Here is a 16,198-nt window from a genome sequence, read left to right as displayed (position 1 = left end):
AGAGCAGGGATGAGCGACCCTTTCGACAGCGCGGACCGGTCCTATGCGGCCGATCAGGCGCTTGGTGACGCCGCCTTGCGCCGCGACCGGCTGGGCGAGCGTGAGATCCACCTTTTCCTGACCGGAGAAGGACCCGTAGATGACCGGCTCAGCCGGGCCCTTTTCGCCGATCCCGCATTGCGCGCCATGTTTCGCCGGATCCGCGACAGGCTGGCGCAGTTTACGCTGCCCAGCCTTGCCGCGGCCTCGGACGGCGCGGTCGACACGCGAACCTTCCCGGGGGGACGGATCGAGTTGCGTCCGGCGCGGCGCGGCGGGCAAACCTACCTGCTGCTGCGACTGGACTGGGCCATGGGGCCACTGGTGCTGGTCCTGACCCGCCCTGACGGCACAACGCTGCGCCATCCCCTGCCTGCGACCGATGCGGCGGGTGAAACGCTTCAGGTCCTCGACAACGTGGTCGATGCATCGCTTTTGGCCGCGCTGGCCGACCCCGAGACCGAAGGGGCACTTCTGCCGCTGGCGGAGGGCGCACCATGACGCCGACCCGGCTTGTCATCGCAACGACCGAGGCACCGGCCGAGATCCTGTATCTGGGCCGCGAGGACGCCGCGATTGGCCGGTCCACCGTCTGCCTGGACGGCACCACCGCCCAAGCCGGGATCGACACCGATTATAACGCCTTCGTGCGCCAGCCCACGGGCGTGATCGAACGGCTTTACGGACATGCCGCCTTTCGCATGGACGTCTCGGCGCCGATCGACGTTGGATCAAGCTGGCAACTGGGTGCGCTGATCGCCCATGCACTGGAGGCCGAGGGTGCTTTGGTGCAACGTCTCGATGGCGACACCCCGGCACGCAGACTGGTCTGGGCGACAGGCGCGATCCGCGCGGTCGATCTTGCCGTAGGCGAGGTGGGCCATGTGCCACAGAAGTTGCAGCGCGCGCTGCAGCTTTTTGCCGAGGCGCGGGCCGAAGGCCTGCCCGTTATTGCCGTGATGCCCGAAGGCAACCTTGCCGAATTGCCAGCCGATCTGCGCGCGCGGCTCGATGCACTTGGCGTCTCGCTCTGCCCTGTTGCCGGGGTCGAGGCGGCATTGAAAGCATTGGATCTTGCCCTACCCCGTCCCGCGGCCGCTGCCGACAAGGTGCAACGGCGTCTTGACGGTGCTCCTTGGCCTGGCCTCGCCGCCTACGGGATCAAACAGCATGACAGGTTCTTTGGCCGCGCCCGCGTGCGGGAAGAAGCACTGGAGCGGTTGCGCCGGGCCGCGGCGCAGGGCTGCGGTTTCTTGCTGGTGCATGGCAGGTCTGGCGTGGGTAAATCCTCGCTCGCTCGTGCCGGGATCGCGGCTGATGTCGTTGCGCAGGCCCGCGAGGGAGGACAATGGCGCGTGGCAGATCTGGTGCTGGACAGCACCGCGCCGCTGCCGGCGCTGGCCCTTGCCTTGCGCGACATTGCACCCAGCGAGGCGTTGCAGCGCGACGTGGTCGGCGCGGTCACCGCTGGTCTGGCCAAGGACGAAAGTCTGCTTCTTGTCGTGGATCAGCTGGAACAGCTTTTTCAACACGAGGATACCGCGGCACAAGGTGCCTTTGCGGCAGTACTGGCCGCACTTTGCGCCAGCGGGCGCGTCTGGGTGGTGGCGACGATGCGAGGCGACACTCTGGCGCTTCTCGATAGCATCCCGGCACTGGCCCGTCTGGCCAGCGATGCACGGCTTTTCCGCCTTGGGCCGCCCACGCTGTTCGAAATCACCGAGATGATCCTTGCACCCGCCGCCCTCGCCGGATTGCGCTTTGCGGCAGCCCCGGACGGGCGTGACCTGCCCGCGGCCCTTGCGGAACCTGCGTTGCGCTCGCCCGACTCGCTCCCGCTTCTGCAGGTCGTGCTGACCCGTCTGGCGGCGTTGGCCGAACCGGATGGAACAATTCCTTTCGCCGCCTACGAACGGATCGGCGGCTTTCAACAGGCGGTGGGGCGCTATGCCGAAGACACCCATGCCGCCCTTCTGGCCGACGGCATAGCGCCCGACCGGATCGACAGGGTCCTTGCCGGGCTTGTTCGTTTCGATGTCGAGACCGGACGCGGTCTTGCCCGGCTTTTGCCCGCCGATCAGGCCGATGATCCGGCGCGGCGCATCCTTGACCGGCTGGTCGCGGCGCGGCTGGTGCGCACTGCGGCTGCGGGCGAGGTGCCGGGCTGGCGGTTGGCGCACGAGGTGATCCTGACCGACTGGCCGCGTCTTGCCGCGCTGATCGAGGCGATGCGGCAGGATTTGGTGCTGCGCGACCGGATCGAGGCCGTGGCCGAGGATTGGGCCGCCGCGGGCCGACGCCCGGACGACTTGTTGCTGGCAGAGGCACGTCTTGATGCCGCGGAAGACCTTGCCGCCCGAGCCCTTGTCGAGATGCCGCCAGAGGCTGCCAGATACCTGACCGCTTCACGCGCCGAATTGATCGACCGAAGCCGAAAGGCGACCGCGCGCAGGCGGCTGGCATTGGGCATGGGAATTGCCGCGGCCACGCTGATCGCCGTCGCGGCAGGTATCGCGGTCTGGCAACGGGGCGAGAGGCTGGCCTCGGCAGCTACGGCGGCCAGCCGAGCCGCGCGACTATCCGTCGACAGTGCAACTGCTCTGACCGAAAACGGCTTTGTCGACGAGGCGTTGTTGCGGCTTATCGCAGCCTCCGATGCATTGCCGGCCGGCCCCGAGCCCGCACTGGAAACCGCGCTGCGCGAGGCGCTGGACCGGGCTACACGCGAAACACGCTTTGCCATTCCCGCAGGGGCGGAGCCGTTCAAGGCCAACGGCGTGCTATATTACATGGTGCCGGCAAGCGGTGCGGTCTTTCGTTTTGATGGCACCGGCGCGCCAAAACAGGTCTTCACGCTGCCCGGCCGTCTCGCGGGAAGCGGGGCAACCGGCCCGTTCGGCGGCGTCGTCGCCGTAAGGATGCTGAATTCCGAGCGCCAGCAGGAAATCGCCTTTTTCAGCGTGAAGGACGACAATCCGCGTCTGCTGTGGCACGGAGCATTTGGCGATGCCACCGAGCGCCCGGATATAACCATCACATGGGACGGTTTTGGCGACGTGCGGCAACCGATCACCGACCCGACCCCCTCGGGCGAGGCCGCGCTGATCGTCAACCTGCGCAGCGGCGCGGCCGTCAGCGACCGCACGAATTGGCTGGGGCAGTTGATGTTGAATGCCGATGGTTATTCTTTCGCCGCCGATGCCGACACGGCCGCGCAGGCAGAGCTGCGCCAGATCGGCATCGCCCCACCGCCGGCCGACACCAGCGACGCACCAGCGCGAACCTGTCTTTGGCCCGCCCTCGGCGCGGAAAGAGCAAACGCGCTGTCACCACGGATGGCCGCACTCGGGTTGGGCTACGGAAACGGTTACGCCTATTCGGCCTCCTGCGCGCGCGATGGTACGGGCCTCGTTCTGTCGCTCGACGTGGCCTCCAGCGGTGGCGGGCGGCGAGAGGTCTTCCTGACCGACCCCGCCTATTTGCCCGATCCCGCTGACATGCCGGACTATTTCACCGGGAACGCTGACAACCCGCCCTTTCTTGTTAGCGCGCGCAGCGATCTGCCGCCGGATGGTGCCAGCCTGACCAATGGCCAAGGTGTTGTGGTGGCAAGCGATTTTCGCGACGTGACGTTGGCCCTGACAGATGGTGCAACGCCCCTGCGCAGCCTGAGCTTCACTGTGCCAGCACCGGTGGAGCTTCAGGTGGCACTGCCAAACGGACAGACGGCGCTGGTCCTGAAGCCGGGCGTGGGACGGGGCGACACCTCGAAAACGCTGTTGATGGTCGATCCGCGTCGTGTCTACGGCACCCTTCCGACGAGCCCGCTGAACGCGGCACCGCTATCTACCCAACTCTGCCTTGTTCAGGGGCAGCCTGCCGAGAACCGCCAGCCTGTAGACCTGACAACGATCTGGGATGAGAAGGAAACGGTCGAAGGAACGATGCGGCGGGTGAATTTCACGTGGAAGGGTCAGCCGCAGAGCCTGCTTGTCCCATTGGACACTGTCGAGACGCATGCCTGCCTCACCCTTTCGCCCGAACTTGGCTATTACGCGGTGTCTGACGACACGGGCCTGAGGGTGTTGGACGCCAAGGGGCACGCTATCGGCAGCCTTCCCGGCAACTGGCCGCAAGCCACCTTCCGCGTGCCGGGTAGTCCCGAGATGTTTGTCGCCGAAAGGTCGGATACGCTGCTATCCTGGAACCCTGCCGATGACAGACCGCCAAGCGCGCTTTTGACGTTGCGCTACCCGATCACTCAGGTCGCAACAGACCGGGCCGGGCGGCTTTTCGTTGTCGAGGATATCGGCGAGTCGGAGTTGATCGCCCAAGCCTACGATGCTGCGACCGGGTTGAAATTGGCCGACCTTGGAAGCGGTTACAAATTCCTGACACCTGTCCCGCTGGACGATGGCAGTTTGCTGCTGACCGCAGCGAATGATCCCCAGCAACGCTTCGCTTTTGACGACCGGGCCACACTGGTTGCCGACGCGCGCCACTGGCTGAGCCAGGCTTGCCGCATCGATCCGGACCAGCCCGCAACAGCTTCGGCCTGCTGGCGCGATCAGGGCTCTTGATCCTGTGGTCGGCCTTTCGAATAGGGCCATCGCCCAGACGCAACGCTGCCATCCTGATCGGGCCACTCTTGCGGGCGCAGCATCAACCGGGCACGCAAATCAGGTTTGAAAGACATAAGTCCCCGGTGCCGGGCAAAGCGGCACAAGCCCCTTCGCCTCGGCACCTATCGGAGGCGGCGCACCGGCAGTCCCGCTATGCGCGCCCAGCCAGTCCGCCCATTCCGTCCACCATGACCCTTTGACCGAAGGTGTCACGGCCAGCCATTCCTCTGGCCCGACATAAAGCGCCCCCGCCTCACGCCGCGAGACGCGGTAGTGGCTGCGAGGATCGCCCGGCGCGTTGACGATACCGCTGTTATGTCCGCCGCCGGTCAGAACAAAGGTCAGCTCTGCATCGGTAAAAAGCCGCGTCTTGTAGACCGAGCGCCACGGCGCGATGTGGTCGGTCTCGGTCGCCACGACAAACATCGGCGCCGCGATGTCTTTCAGCGCAATCACCTGTCCTTCAACTGCGAAACGCCCTGCCGTCAGCCGGTTCTCAAGGAAAGGCCCGCGCAGGTACTGCCCATGCATCCGTGCCGGCATCCGCGTGGTATCGGCGACCCAGACCCCCATGTCGGTCGGCATGTCCTGCTGCCCGAGGAAATACCGCCGCACCGCGCGCGACCAGATCAGGTCCTCGGCACGTATTGTGGAAAAGGTCCGCGCCATTTGCGGACGGTCGAGATAGCCTTGGTCCCACATCAGGTCCTCAAGATAGGCCACCTGACTTTCGTCGACGAAAAGCAGCAATTCGCCCGCTTCGGCGAAGTCCACCTGCGCCGCCATCAACGTGATGCTGGCAAGCCGCGTATCGGCATCGCGCGCCATCGTCGCGGCCGCGATGGCCAGCATCGTGCCGCCCAGGCAGTAGCCGACCGTATGCACCTTCTGTCCCGGCACGATTGCGCAAACGGCATCAAGGGCGGCCATCACGCCATTGCGTCGGTAATCTTCCAGCGACAACTCCGCTTGCGCGGCCGTCGGGTTACACCACGAGATCATGAAAACGGTGAACCCCTGTTCGACAAGATACCGGACCATCGAGTTTTGGGGTGACAGATCAAGAATGTAGTATTTCATGATCCACGCCGGCACGATCAGAACCGGCTCTGGCCGCACCGTGCTGCCTTGCGGAGCATACTGGATCAACTCGAACAACTCGTTGCGATAGACCACCGTGCCCGGCGTGCAAGCCAGATCCTCGCCAAGGCGGAACCCCTCAGACGGCGGGTCGCGCTGCTGGGTCACCAGCTTGACCATGTCCTGCATGAAATGTCCGGCCCCCTCGGCAAGGTTGCGCCCACCGGTCTTCATGGTCGCCTCGATGATCTCGGGGTTGAGCCAGGGAAAGTTCGAGGGCGCGACAGTGTCGAGCATCTGGCGCGCCATGAACCGCGCGCGGTTCGCATCTTCGGGGCGCAAGCCGCGCAAATTGTCGGTGGCAAAGTCCCACCAGTCCTGCATCGCCAAAAAGCCGTGTTGCCAGGCATGGAACGGTGCCTTTTCCCAGTCGGGATGGTCAAAACGATGATCGTAGGGTTTTGGCGCAAAGGGTGATGCGCGGTCCTTGTCGGCGGTATGCGAGGCGAGCGTCAGCGCGCTTTCCCATGCCCGCTCGGCCAGTTCCAGCCGGCGCCCGGGTGCCTCGGCCAGATGAAAGCACCAGTCGGTCCAGGCCTGCAGAAAGGCATGCGACGACACGCCGCCAGAGAGCCGGGCAATGGCGGCCCGCGCGCTGCGGTCGAGGTTCAGGTGGCGATGTGCGGGTTCTGCCGCGCCCGCAACGCCGGGGGCCTCGTGCGAGGTGTCGGGCACGACTTGCAAGGCAGTGCCCTTTGGGCGCTTCCGCGTCTTGGTGGGTTTGGTCATCATCACGCTCCCGGAACGGATCCAGTCCGTCCCGTCACTGGGAAATGCGATGCATCATGCCACGGGCGCGCCGTCCGCACCTTGATCGAGAGCAAGTCGTCAGGCTTTCAGCCGTCCTCTGGCGGATCGACCGTGCCATAACCGCCGCCGCCCGGCGTCTGCATCACGAAGATGTCGCCCGGCTGCATCAGCACCTCGTCATTGCCTTTCAGGGCCACGATGCGGCCGTCCTTGCGCACGACATGGTTCTCGCCGGTCATGCCCGGCGCACCACCAGCCATGCCATGCGGCGGCACCACGCGATGCGAAGAAATAACCGTCGCCGTCATCTCTTCAAGGAAGCGGAGCCGCCGGACGATGCCGTCGCCGCCCTGCCAGCGCCCTGCCCCGCCCGATCCGTGCCGAACCGAAAACTCCTCGACCCGGACGGGAAAGCGGGTTTCCAGCACTTCGGGATCGGTCATGCGGGTGTTGGTCATGTGGCTGTGCACGGCGCTTGCGCCATTGAACCCGGGCCCGGCCCCGGTGCCGCCGCAGATCGTCTCGTAATTCTGCAACCGGGCATTGCCGTAGACGAAATTGTTCATCGTGCCCTGGCTGCCCGCGATCACCCCCAGCGCACCGTAAAGCGTGTCGGCAATCGCCTGGCTGACCTCGGTGTTGCCCGAGATCACCGCCGCCGGGTATTCTGGATTGATCATCGAGCCCTTGGGCGCCCTGATCTCTATGGGTTTCAGACATCCCTCGTTCATCGGGATGTCCGCACCCACCAGCGTGCGGAACACATAAAGCACCACCGCCCGGCAGATCGCCAGCGGCGCGTTGTAGTTGAACTGGTCCTGCGGCGAGGTGCCGGTGAAATCCACCAGCGCCCGTCGCGCCGCGTGATCGACCGAGATCGCCACCTTGATCTGCGCCCCGCTGTCGAGCGGATAGGTGAAGGCGCAGTCCTTCAGCACGTCGAGGACGCGGCGCACGCTTTCCTCGGCATTATCCTGCACATGGCCCATGTAGGCCTGCACAACGTCCAGCCCGAACTGGCCGACGATCCGCGTCAGCTCTTGCGCGCCGGTCGCGTTGGCGGCGATCTGGGCGGCAAGGTCGGCCATGTTCTCGTCGATGTTGCGGCAGGGATAGCGGCCCGAGGCGAGCAGCGCGCGCGTGTCCGACTCGCGCAGGGTGCCACGGTCGACGACAAGGAAATTGTCGATCAGCACGCCTTCCTCGTCGATACTGCGGCTGTCGGGCGGGGCGGACCCCGGCGTCTTGCCGCCGATATCGGCGTGATGCCCGCGCGAGGCGGTCAGGAAGATGATCTTCTGCCCCGCCGCATCGAAGACCGGCGTGATCAGCGTGACGTCGGGCAGGTGCGTGCCGCCGTTATAGGGGTTGTTCATCATGAACACGTCGCCGGGGCGGATACGCCCTGCGTTCTGCCGCAGCACCGTGCGCACGCTTTCGCTCATCGAGCCGAGGTGGACGGGCACGTGGGGGGCATTGGCCACCAGATCGCCCTCGGCATCGAAGATCGCGCAGGAAAAGTCGTAGCGTTCCTTGATGTTGACCGAATAGGCGGTGTTGGCCAGCGTGGCACCCATCTGGTCGGCGATGGACATGAAGAGGTTGTTGAAGACCTCCAGCATTACCGGGTCCACCGTGGTGCCCACGGCCTCTTTTCGGTTCAGCGGGACCACGCGGCGCAGAACCAGACCACCACCCGCCAGCGCCCTTGCCTGCCAACCCGGTTCGACGATGTTGGTGCCGGTGGGTTCGGTGATGATGGCCGGGCCGTCCACCTTGTCGCCTGTCCCGATCGCCGCGCGATCGACCAAGGGCACATCCGCCCAAGTGCTCTGCGTGAACATCCGCGCCGTCGTGGCGGGGGCGGTTTCGCGCTTTGCGGGCTTCAGCGATGCATCTTCGCCGGTCGAGCCAACGGCTTCGGCGGTCAGCAGGTCGATCACAAGGTCATCGTAGTCGGGCACGAAGCCGAAACGCTGCCTGTGCGCCTCGTCAAAGGCCGCGCGCATCGCGTCCTCGGGGCCGAATGGCACCGGCAGCGTCTGGTGCGAGCCGGGCGTGCGGATATGCGCGGTCTCGATCAGCATGATGTCATCAGGTGCTATCCCCTGACCCAATATCTCATCCCGGGCCGCCGCGCCGATCCGGTCAAGCACGTCGCGCGCTGCCTGACCCTCAGCCACGGGGGCGGCAAACTGGTGCTCGCGCAGCGCGCGAATGTCGGCCAGCCCCATGCCAAAGGCGGAAAGCACCCCGGCAAAAGGATGGATGTAGATGCTTTCCATCCCTAGCACGTCGGCCACCTGGCAGGCATGTTGCCCGCCTGCCCCGCCGAAACAGTTCATCGTGTAGCCGGTCACGTCATAGCCGCGCTGCACGCTGATCTTCTTGATGGCGTTGGCCATGTTCTCGACCGCGATGCGCAGGAACCCTTCGGCCAGCGCCTCGACGCTCATTAGCGCCTCGCCCGTTTCGGCGGCGATCTCGGCGGCGAGCCGTTCGAACCCGGCGCGCGCGGCCTCGGCATCGAGCGGTTCATCGCCGTTCGGGCCAAAGACGGCGGGGAAATGCGCTGGTTGCAGCTTGCCCAACACGACGTTGCAATCGGTCACGGCCAGCGGCCCGCCACGGCGGTAACTGGCCGGCCCCGGGTTGGCGCCGGCGCTTTCCGGGCCCACCTGCAACCGCCCCTGCCGGAATGTCAGGATCGAGCCGCCACCGGCGGCGACGGTGTGAATGCTCATCATCGGCGCGCGCATCCGCACGCCGGCGACCTCGGTTTCGAACGAGCGTTCATAGTCGCCCGCGTAGTGACAGACATCGGTCGAGGTGCCGCCCATGTCAAAGCCGATCAGCCGGTCAAACCCCTCGGCCTCGGCGGTGCGGACCATGCCCACCACGCCGCCCGCAGGGCCGGAGAGGATAGCGTCCTTGCCTTGAAACAGCGCAGCATCGGTCAGACCGCCATTAGACTGCATGAACATCAGGGCGCGGCAGCCTCCGTCCCCTGCTCCCAGTGCATCGCTTACCTGCCCGACGTAGCGACGCAGGATCGGGGACAGGTAGGCATCCACCACCGCCGTATCGCCGCGCGACACCAGCTTGATCAGCGGGCTTGCCTCGTGGCTCAGCGAGACCTGGTTGAACCCGGCTTCGCGCGCCATGTCACCGATACGTCGCTCATGCGCGGGGTAGCGGTAGGCATGCATCAGCGCCACGGCGACAGAACGGTAGCCCTGAGCGTGCGCGGCGTCCAATGCCGCACGAACCTCAGCCTCGTCCATCGGAGCAATGACGTTGCCATCGGCATCGAGCCGTTCATCAACCTCGATCACGGCATCATACAGCAGTTCCGGCAGCACGATCTTCAGATCGAACAGGCGCGGCCGATTCTGGTAGCCGATGCGCAGCAGGTCGCGCAGGCCGCGCGTGATCAGCAGCAGCGTGCGCTCGCCCTTGCGCTCAAGGAGCGCGTTGGTGGCCACGGTCGTGCCCATCTTAACCGCGCCGATGGTGTCCGGCGGGATCTGGCCATCCGGCGGCACGTCCAGCATCTCGCGAATGCCTTGGACGGCAGCGTCGTCGTAGCGTTCCGGGTTTTCCGACAACAACTTGTGGGTCAGCAACTGCCCGTCGGGCCGCCGCGCGACGATATCGGTAAAGGTGCCGCCACGGTCGATCCAGAATTGCCACATCTTGCCTGTCCCCATTCACAGTGATCCTCGCAACGTGACAAAACGTTGACAAATTGTCAACGTAATGCTCTTGTTTTGGCATGGACCCGCACAAGACGGGGTCTTCACACCAGATGACAGGGAAAAATCAGATGACACTCTCGCTTCGCATGGCAGCCTTCGGTCTTGCTGCCGCCCTGACGACGGCCTCCGCCCACGCGGAGACATGGGACATGCCCACACCCTACCCCGATTCCACCTTCCACACTGTCAATATCCGCGACTTCGCCAAGGATGTCTCGGACCGCACCAACGGCGCGCTGCAGATCGAGGTGCATTCGGCCGGCTCGCTGTTCCAGCACCCGCAGATCAAGAACGCAGTGCGCAGCGGGCAGGTGCCGATCGGCGAATTCTTCCTGTCGCTGATCTCGAACGAGGATGCGGCCTATGGCCTCGATTCGCTGCCCTTCCTCGCCACTAACTACGACGACGCAAAACGGCTGTGGGACGCGCAGAAGCCGGTCATCACCGAGCTTCTGGCAAAGCAGAACCTGATCCCGCTCTTCTCGGTGCCGTGGCCGCCGCAGGGCCTTTACACCCGCAAGGAGATTGCCACCGTCGATGATCTCAAGGGCGTGAAACTGCGCTCCTATAACCCGATGCTGGAACTTTTCGCCTCGCTCAGCGGCGCGGTGCCGGTGCAGGTCGAGGTGCCCGACATCCCGCAGGCCTTCACCACCGGGCAGGTCGAGGCGATGATCACCTCGCCCTCGACCGGCGTGTCGTCGAAGGCGTGGGATTACGTCACCTACTACACCCCGATCAACGCCTGGCTGCCAAAGAACATCGTGGTCGTGAACCGCGACGCCTTCCGCGCCCTGCCCGCCGACCAGCAGCAGGCCGTGATGGAGGCCGCCGCGGCGGCCGAAACCCGCGGCTGGCAGATGAGCATGGCCGAGACCGATGCCCAGACCAAGGCGCTGGCCGACAACGGCATGACCGTGGTGCAGCCCAGCGACGCCCTGATTGCCGGTCTCAAGGAGATCGGCCAGAAGATGCAGCAGACCTGGGCCGAGAAGGCCAGCCCCGAGGCGAACAAGATCCTCGCCGATTACGAGGCGATGCACTGAACCTGTCCCGCCCCGCCCGGATCCCGGGCGGGGCATCTGAATTCTTGGCGAAGGACGATGGCCCATGCGCAAGGTTCTTGACCGGCTTTACCAGATCAGCGGCGCACTGGCCGGAACGGCCATCGTGCTGATCACGCTGCTGATCGCGGCACAGGTCGCCGCAAATCTGGTGACCAAGATGCGCATTCCCGGCGTCAACCTGTCGATCCCGTCCTACAACGACATCTCGGGATACCTGCTTGCCGCGGCCTCCTTCCTCGGCCTGCCCTACACGCTGGTCAAGGGCGGGCATATCCGGGTGACTCTGCTGGTCGGCCGTATGGGGCGGCGCCCGCGGCTGGTGTTCGAACTGCTGACGATGGCCATCGGCCTTGTCGTGGCGGCGGGGGGCGCGTGGTACATGTGGCAGTTGACCGGCCAGTCGTGGCTGTATGGCGATATGTCCTCGGGCATCGTGCCGATCCCGCTCTGGATCGTGCAGATCCCGCCCTCGGTCGGGCTAAGCATCCTCGCGGTCGCCTTTCTCGACCTGATCGTGCAGACCGCCGCCGCCGGACAGTCGCCCCTCGTCGATGCCGGATCGGTGGAGTAGCCCGCATGGAACATGTCCTGACCTCCGCCGGCCTGCTGGCGCTGATGTTCGCGCTGCTGGCGATGGGCACCTGGGTGGCGATCTCGCTGATCGTGGTGGGGGGTGCGGCGATCGTGCTTTTCTCGCACGCCCCTGTCGGCCCGGTCTTTGCCACCACGATCTGGGGCGCGAGCGATTCATGGTCGCTGACGGCGCTGCCGCTTTTTATCCTGATGGGCGAGGTGCTGCTGCGCTCGAAACTGTCGCAGGACATGTTCGAGGGGCTGGCGCCGTGGCTTGGCCGCTGGCCGGGGCGGCTGTTGCATGTCAACGTGCTGGGCTGCGCGATCTTCGCGGCGGTCTCGGGCTCGTCGGCGGCGACCTGCGCGACCATCGGCAAAATGTCGATCCCCGAATTGCGCAGCCGCGGTTACCCGGACCGGCTGATCCTTGGCACGCTGGCGGGCTCGGCCACGCTGGGGCTGCTGATCCCGCCCTCGATCATCCTGATCGTCTATGGCGTGGCCACCGACCAGTCGATCGCGCGGCTTTTCATCGCGGGCATCCTGCCGGGGTTGATGCTGGTGGCGCTTTTCGGCGGCTATGTCGCGCTGCAGGCGTGGCGCCATCCCGACGCCATCCCGGCCGAGGCGCAGGGCTATACCCTGCGTCAGAAACTGCACGCCTCGCGCCGCCTTGCCCCGGTCGTCGCCATTATCCTTGGCGTGATCGGGTCGATCTACGCGGGCATCGCCTCGCCCACCGATGCGGCGGCGGTTGGCGTGCTGCTGTCAGTCGCGCTGGCCTGGGTTTCGGGCGCGGCAAGCTGGAAAATGCTGTCAGAGGCGGTGATGAGCGCCACCGTCACCTCCACCATGATCGCCCTGATACTGGCCGGCGCGGCCTTCCTGACGGTGGCGATGGGCTTTACCGGCATTCCCGGCCAGCTGGCCAAGTGGATTGCCACCATGCACCTGTCGCATTTCGCGCTGCTCGCGGCGCTGACGGTGTTCTTCATCGTGCTGGGCTGCTTTCTCGACGGGATTTCCATCGTCGTCCTGACCACCTCGATCATCATGCCGATGATCCAGGCCGCGGGGATCGACCCGCTGTGGTTCGGCATCTACCTCGTGCTGGTCGTGGAGATGAGCCAGATCACCCCGCCGGTGGGCTTCAACCTGTTCGTCATTCAGGGCCTGACGGGGATGGATATTCTCAGCATCGCCCGCGCCGCGCTGCCCTTCTTCTTCCTGCTGCTCGGCGCGGTGGCACTGATCACCGTCGTGCCGGCAATCGCCACCTTCCTGCCGGGCCTGATGTAGCCTAGAGCGAGGCCGCAGCGCGGCTGGCCTGATCGTAAAAGCCCGACAGGTTGCGCAGCAGCGCCGCCACGGCCGTCAGGTCGTCGTGGTCGAATTCCATCACCTTGAGGCTGTCGACAAGGCACCGCTCCCGCACCTCGCGATAGGCGTCGCACAGCTCGACCCCGGCTTGCGTGGTGGAATAGAACATCTCCTTGCCGCGCCGCTCGCCCTCGACCAGCCCGGCCTTCTGCAGCTTTTTCAGCGCATAGTTGACCGTGTGCAGGTCGTCGATGTTCAGAAGGAAGGCGATATCGGTCAGCCGCTTCTGCCGGTCGCGGTGATTGACGTGGTGCAACACGAGGATTTCCAGCGGGTTCATCCCGGCATTGCCCGCCGCCGTCATGCAGCGCGTCATCCAGCGGCTGAAGCCGTTGAAGGCCATGATCAGCCCGTATTCGTATTCCGACAGCGGCCAGCCGTCCTCGGTGGCAAGGTGGCGCGACGATACGATCCGCCGACGGCTGTCTTGAGAAGTCTCCGTCAACGTGCATCCTCCAATTGCTGCCTTGTCAGAACGCTAGCGGATCACAGATGTATTGTGAACCAGCCCTGATCGGGGGCGAGCTCAGCGCATCAAGGGGCACAAGGTCCGGCCACCGTCGGGGGCCGTGCCACGCCTGCCCGCCCGCCAACCAAGAGGACACATCAATGGAAATATTTCGCGGCGGCAGCCGGCCCTCTGCCATTGGCCCGGCCGAATGGTTCACAGGCAGGGTCCGGATCGACCCGCTCTTCAATCCCGCGGCGCCCGAACGTGTGCAGGGCGCGCATGTCACCTTCGACCCCGGCGCGCGGACGGCGTGGCACACACATCCACTTGGACAGACACTGATCGTCACCTTCGGCCGTGGCCGGGTACAGCGTGAAGGCGGGCCGGTGGAGGAGATCCGCGCAGGCGATGTCGTCTGGTTTGCGCCGCAGGAACGCCACTGGCATGGTGCCGCGCGCGATACCGGCATGAGTCATATTGCCCTGCAGGAAGTGAAGGACGGTCAGGCCGTTGCCTGGGCCGAACACGTCACCGACGCCGAATACAGCGCCTGAACGCACGAAAGGAAAACCCATGTACGCAACCGTCATGCACGCCCCCGGCGATGTCCGCTACGAAAACGTGGACGACCCAAAGATTCTCAAACCAACCGACGCAATCATCAAGCTGTCGGCCACCTGCATCTGCGGGTCGGACCTGTGGCCCTACCGGGGCCACAACAAGTTCGACGCGCCGCTGCACATGGGACACGAATATTGTGGCGTGGTTGTCGAGGTGGGTAGCGAGGTGCGCAGTGTTCGGCCCGGTCAGTTCGTCGTCGGCAGCTTTTGCTTGTCAGACAATACCTGCCCGCATTGCCAATACGGATTTCAGTCCTCCTGCGTGCAACGCGAGATCATGACCGGCGCGCAGGCGCCCTATGCCCGCGTCCCGCTGGCGGACGGCACGTTGGTGGCGACCCAAGAAATGCCGGACGACGCGATGATCGGGCACATGTTGGCCGTCTCTGACGTGCTTGGAACCGGCTGGTTCGGCGCGGTCGCGGCCGACGTGCGCGAGGGGGGTACGGTCGTCGTCGTGGGCGATGGCGCGGTTGGGCTGATGGGCGTGATGGCCGCTCAACAGATGGGCGCGGGGCGCATCATCGCGATGAGCCGGCACGACAGCCGCACCGCGTTGGCCCGCGAATTCGGCGCGACCGATATCGTCGCCGCGCGAGGCGAGGACGGCATTGGCGAGGTGCTGGAGCTGACTGACGGCGTCGGCGCGGATTCCGTGATCGAGGCCGTGGGGATGGAACAATCGATGGCACAGGCCGTGGGCGTCTGCCGACCGGGCGGTTCGATCGGCTATGTGGGCGTGCCGCATGGTGTCAGCTTTGACGGCCTGCAACTTTTCCTGCGCCAGCAACGGATGCTTGGCGGCCCCGCGCCTGTCCGCCGCTTTCTGCCGGACCTGATGAACCGGGTCCTTGAGGGCCGGATTGCGCCCGGCAAGGTCTTTGACCAGGTCCTGCCTATTGCCGAGGTCGCCGAAGGCTACAAGGCGATGGACGAACGCCGTGCGATCAAGACCATGCTGCGCGTTGACGGCTGAGACCCTTGCCGTCTCGTGCCTGCCCCCGACCGGCCATCTGTCGCCGGTCGGGCCGCTGGCGGTGATTGACCCCGACTGAAGCAGGTCATAATTTCAACCAGTCGAAAATGGCGGACCGGTTGAGGTGAGCCCCGGTCACCTGCCAGCTTGGCAGGCACAGATCCAACCTCCGGACCCGGAGGTCGCGGACCGCGACGGTAGCAGGCGCAACGCATGCTCCGCCGGTCTGTATCGGGTCCCCCAAACAGTCTGCGGTTCTGCGCGGCGTCCAATCACACCGGCGCTTCGGCGTCATGCAAAGGACGACACCATGATCGCAACTTCCCTTCGGTTCCTCCCGCTTGTTTCCCTCGCGGGTTGGCTCACGATGTTCGCCATCAAGCATCGCAACCTGTTCGCTGGCGATCTTGCCGGGCTCGTCTATCACCTCGCCCTGATACCCCTCGTGCAGCAGTTGCCCGGCGGGCCAGTGGTGCGTTTTGCAGGCTATCTGTGGCTGTTTCTCGACGCGCTTGTCGATATCGTCTCGATCAACGGCATCGGTTCGGACATTGCCTGGGCGCTGCGGATGGGCGTGCACTTGTTCGCGGCTGTCTGGATCTGCGGCGCGTCCTGGGGCCTTGGCGGGCCAAGCCTGTGGGTCGGGCTGCCGCTGGGCCTTGGGCTGGCTCTTCACGCGATCTTTCTTGCCAAGGTTCCCAACAACAAGGCGATCCTCGGCATCTTTGTCGTACCGATGATGTCGGCCTGGTTGGTCTCGCTGCAGGCCGTCCAACTGGGCCTTTAGGGCTGGAAGAGCGCGCCGCGATCTGCGGGCGCGCT

At 65.3% G+C, this 16,198-nt stretch carries 11 protein-coding genes; 8 read left to right on the top strand and 3 right to left on the bottom strand.

Going from position 1 to position 16,198, the window contains the following annotated elements; all coding sequences use genetic code 11:
- The first annotated feature begins 9 nt into the window (after nt 1-9).
- Nucleotides 10-540, top strand: a complete 531-nt coding sequence (locus GC146_RS12205) for a hypothetical protein (protein WP_291838864.1) — start codon at nt 10-12, stop codon at nt 538-540.
- Nucleotides 537-4,619 carry an ATP-binding protein gene (locus GC146_RS12200; protein WP_291838861.1) on the top strand — a complete coding sequence of 1,361 codons (4,083 nt, stop codon included), beginning with the start codon at nt 537-539 and terminating at the stop codon, nt 4,617-4,619. The genes GC146_RS12205 and GC146_RS12200 overlap by 4 nt, the downstream gene beginning before the upstream one ends.
- A gap of 99 nt (nt 4,620-4,718) precedes the next feature.
- On the opposite strand, the gene GC146_RS12195 is transcribed toward GC146_RS12200, so the two are convergent.
- Entirely contained in the window at nt 4,719-6,530 is a 1,812-nt protein-coding gene (locus tag GC146_RS12195; RefSeq protein ID WP_291838858.1) for an alpha/beta fold hydrolase, read from the bottom strand.
- A 107-nt stretch (nt 6,531-6,637) separates the two neighbouring features.
- The gene (locus GC146_RS12190; RefSeq protein WP_291840713.1) at nt 6,638-10,246 is read right to left on the bottom strand and encodes a hydantoinase B/oxoprolinase family protein; all 3,609 of its coding nucleotides are present in this window, start codon (nt 10,244-10,246) and stop codon (nt 6,638-6,640) included.
- Between the two features lie 131 nt (nt 10,247-10,377).
- Here GC146_RS12190 and GC146_RS12185 point away from each other — a divergent pair, with 131 nt between their 5' ends.
- From GC146_RS12185 to GC146_RS12175, 3 genes are all read left to right on the top strand, one after another.
- The gene (locus GC146_RS12185; protein ID WP_291838855.1) at nt 10,378-11,355 is read left to right on the top strand and encodes a TRAP transporter substrate-binding protein; all 978 of its coding nucleotides are present in this window, start codon (nt 10,378-10,380) and stop codon (nt 11,353-11,355) included.
- 64 nt (nt 11,356-11,419) lie between these two features.
- Nucleotides 11,420-11,947, top strand: a complete 528-nt coding sequence (locus tag GC146_RS12180; protein ID WP_291838852.1) for a TRAP transporter small permease — start codon at nt 11,420-11,422, stop codon at nt 11,945-11,947.
- A 5-nt stretch (nt 11,948-11,952) separates the two neighbouring features.
- Nucleotides 11,953-13,248 carry a TRAP transporter large permease subunit gene (locus GC146_RS12175; protein ID WP_291838850.1) on the top strand — a complete coding sequence of 432 codons (1,296 nt, stop codon included), beginning with the start codon at nt 11,953-11,955 and terminating at the stop codon, nt 13,246-13,248.
- Nucleotide 13,249: 1 nt separating this feature from the next.
- Here GC146_RS12175 and GC146_RS12170 read toward each other — a convergent pair whose 3' ends face one another.
- Nucleotides 13,250-13,774: a winged helix DNA-binding protein gene (locus GC146_RS12170; RefSeq protein WP_291838847.1), complete on the bottom strand. Its 525-nt coding sequence runs from the start codon at nt 13,772-13,774 to the stop codon at nt 13,250-13,252.
- A gap of 164 nt (nt 13,775-13,938) precedes the next feature.
- On the opposite strand from GC146_RS12170, the gene GC146_RS12165 reads away from it, so the two are divergent.
- From GC146_RS12165 to GC146_RS12155, 3 genes are all read left to right on the top strand, one after another.
- Nucleotides 13,939-14,334, top strand: coding sequence for a cupin domain-containing protein (locus tag GC146_RS12165; protein ID WP_291838844.1), 396 nt, complete (start codon nt 13,939-13,941; stop codon nt 14,332-14,334).
- Between the two features lie 19 nt (nt 14,335-14,353).
- The gene (locus GC146_RS12160) at nt 14,354-15,376 is read left to right on the top strand and encodes a zinc-binding dehydrogenase (RefSeq protein ID WP_291838839.1); all 1,023 of its coding nucleotides are present in this window, start codon (nt 14,354-14,356) and stop codon (nt 15,374-15,376) included.
- Nucleotides 15,377-15,686: 310 nt separating this feature from the next.
- Complete coding sequence (locus GC146_RS12155; protein ID WP_291838836.1) at nt 15,687-16,163, top strand: hypothetical protein; 477 nt, start codon at nt 15,687-15,689, stop codon at nt 16,161-16,163.
- The last annotated feature ends 35 nt before the right edge of the window (nt 16,164-16,198 follow it).

The sequence above is a fragment of the Limimaricola sp. genome, assembly GCF_016125575.1.
GTDB lineage: Bacteria > Pseudomonadota > Alphaproteobacteria > Rhodobacterales > Rhodobacteraceae > WGLM01.
This window is presented reverse-complemented; position numbering and strand designations above follow the sequence as displayed.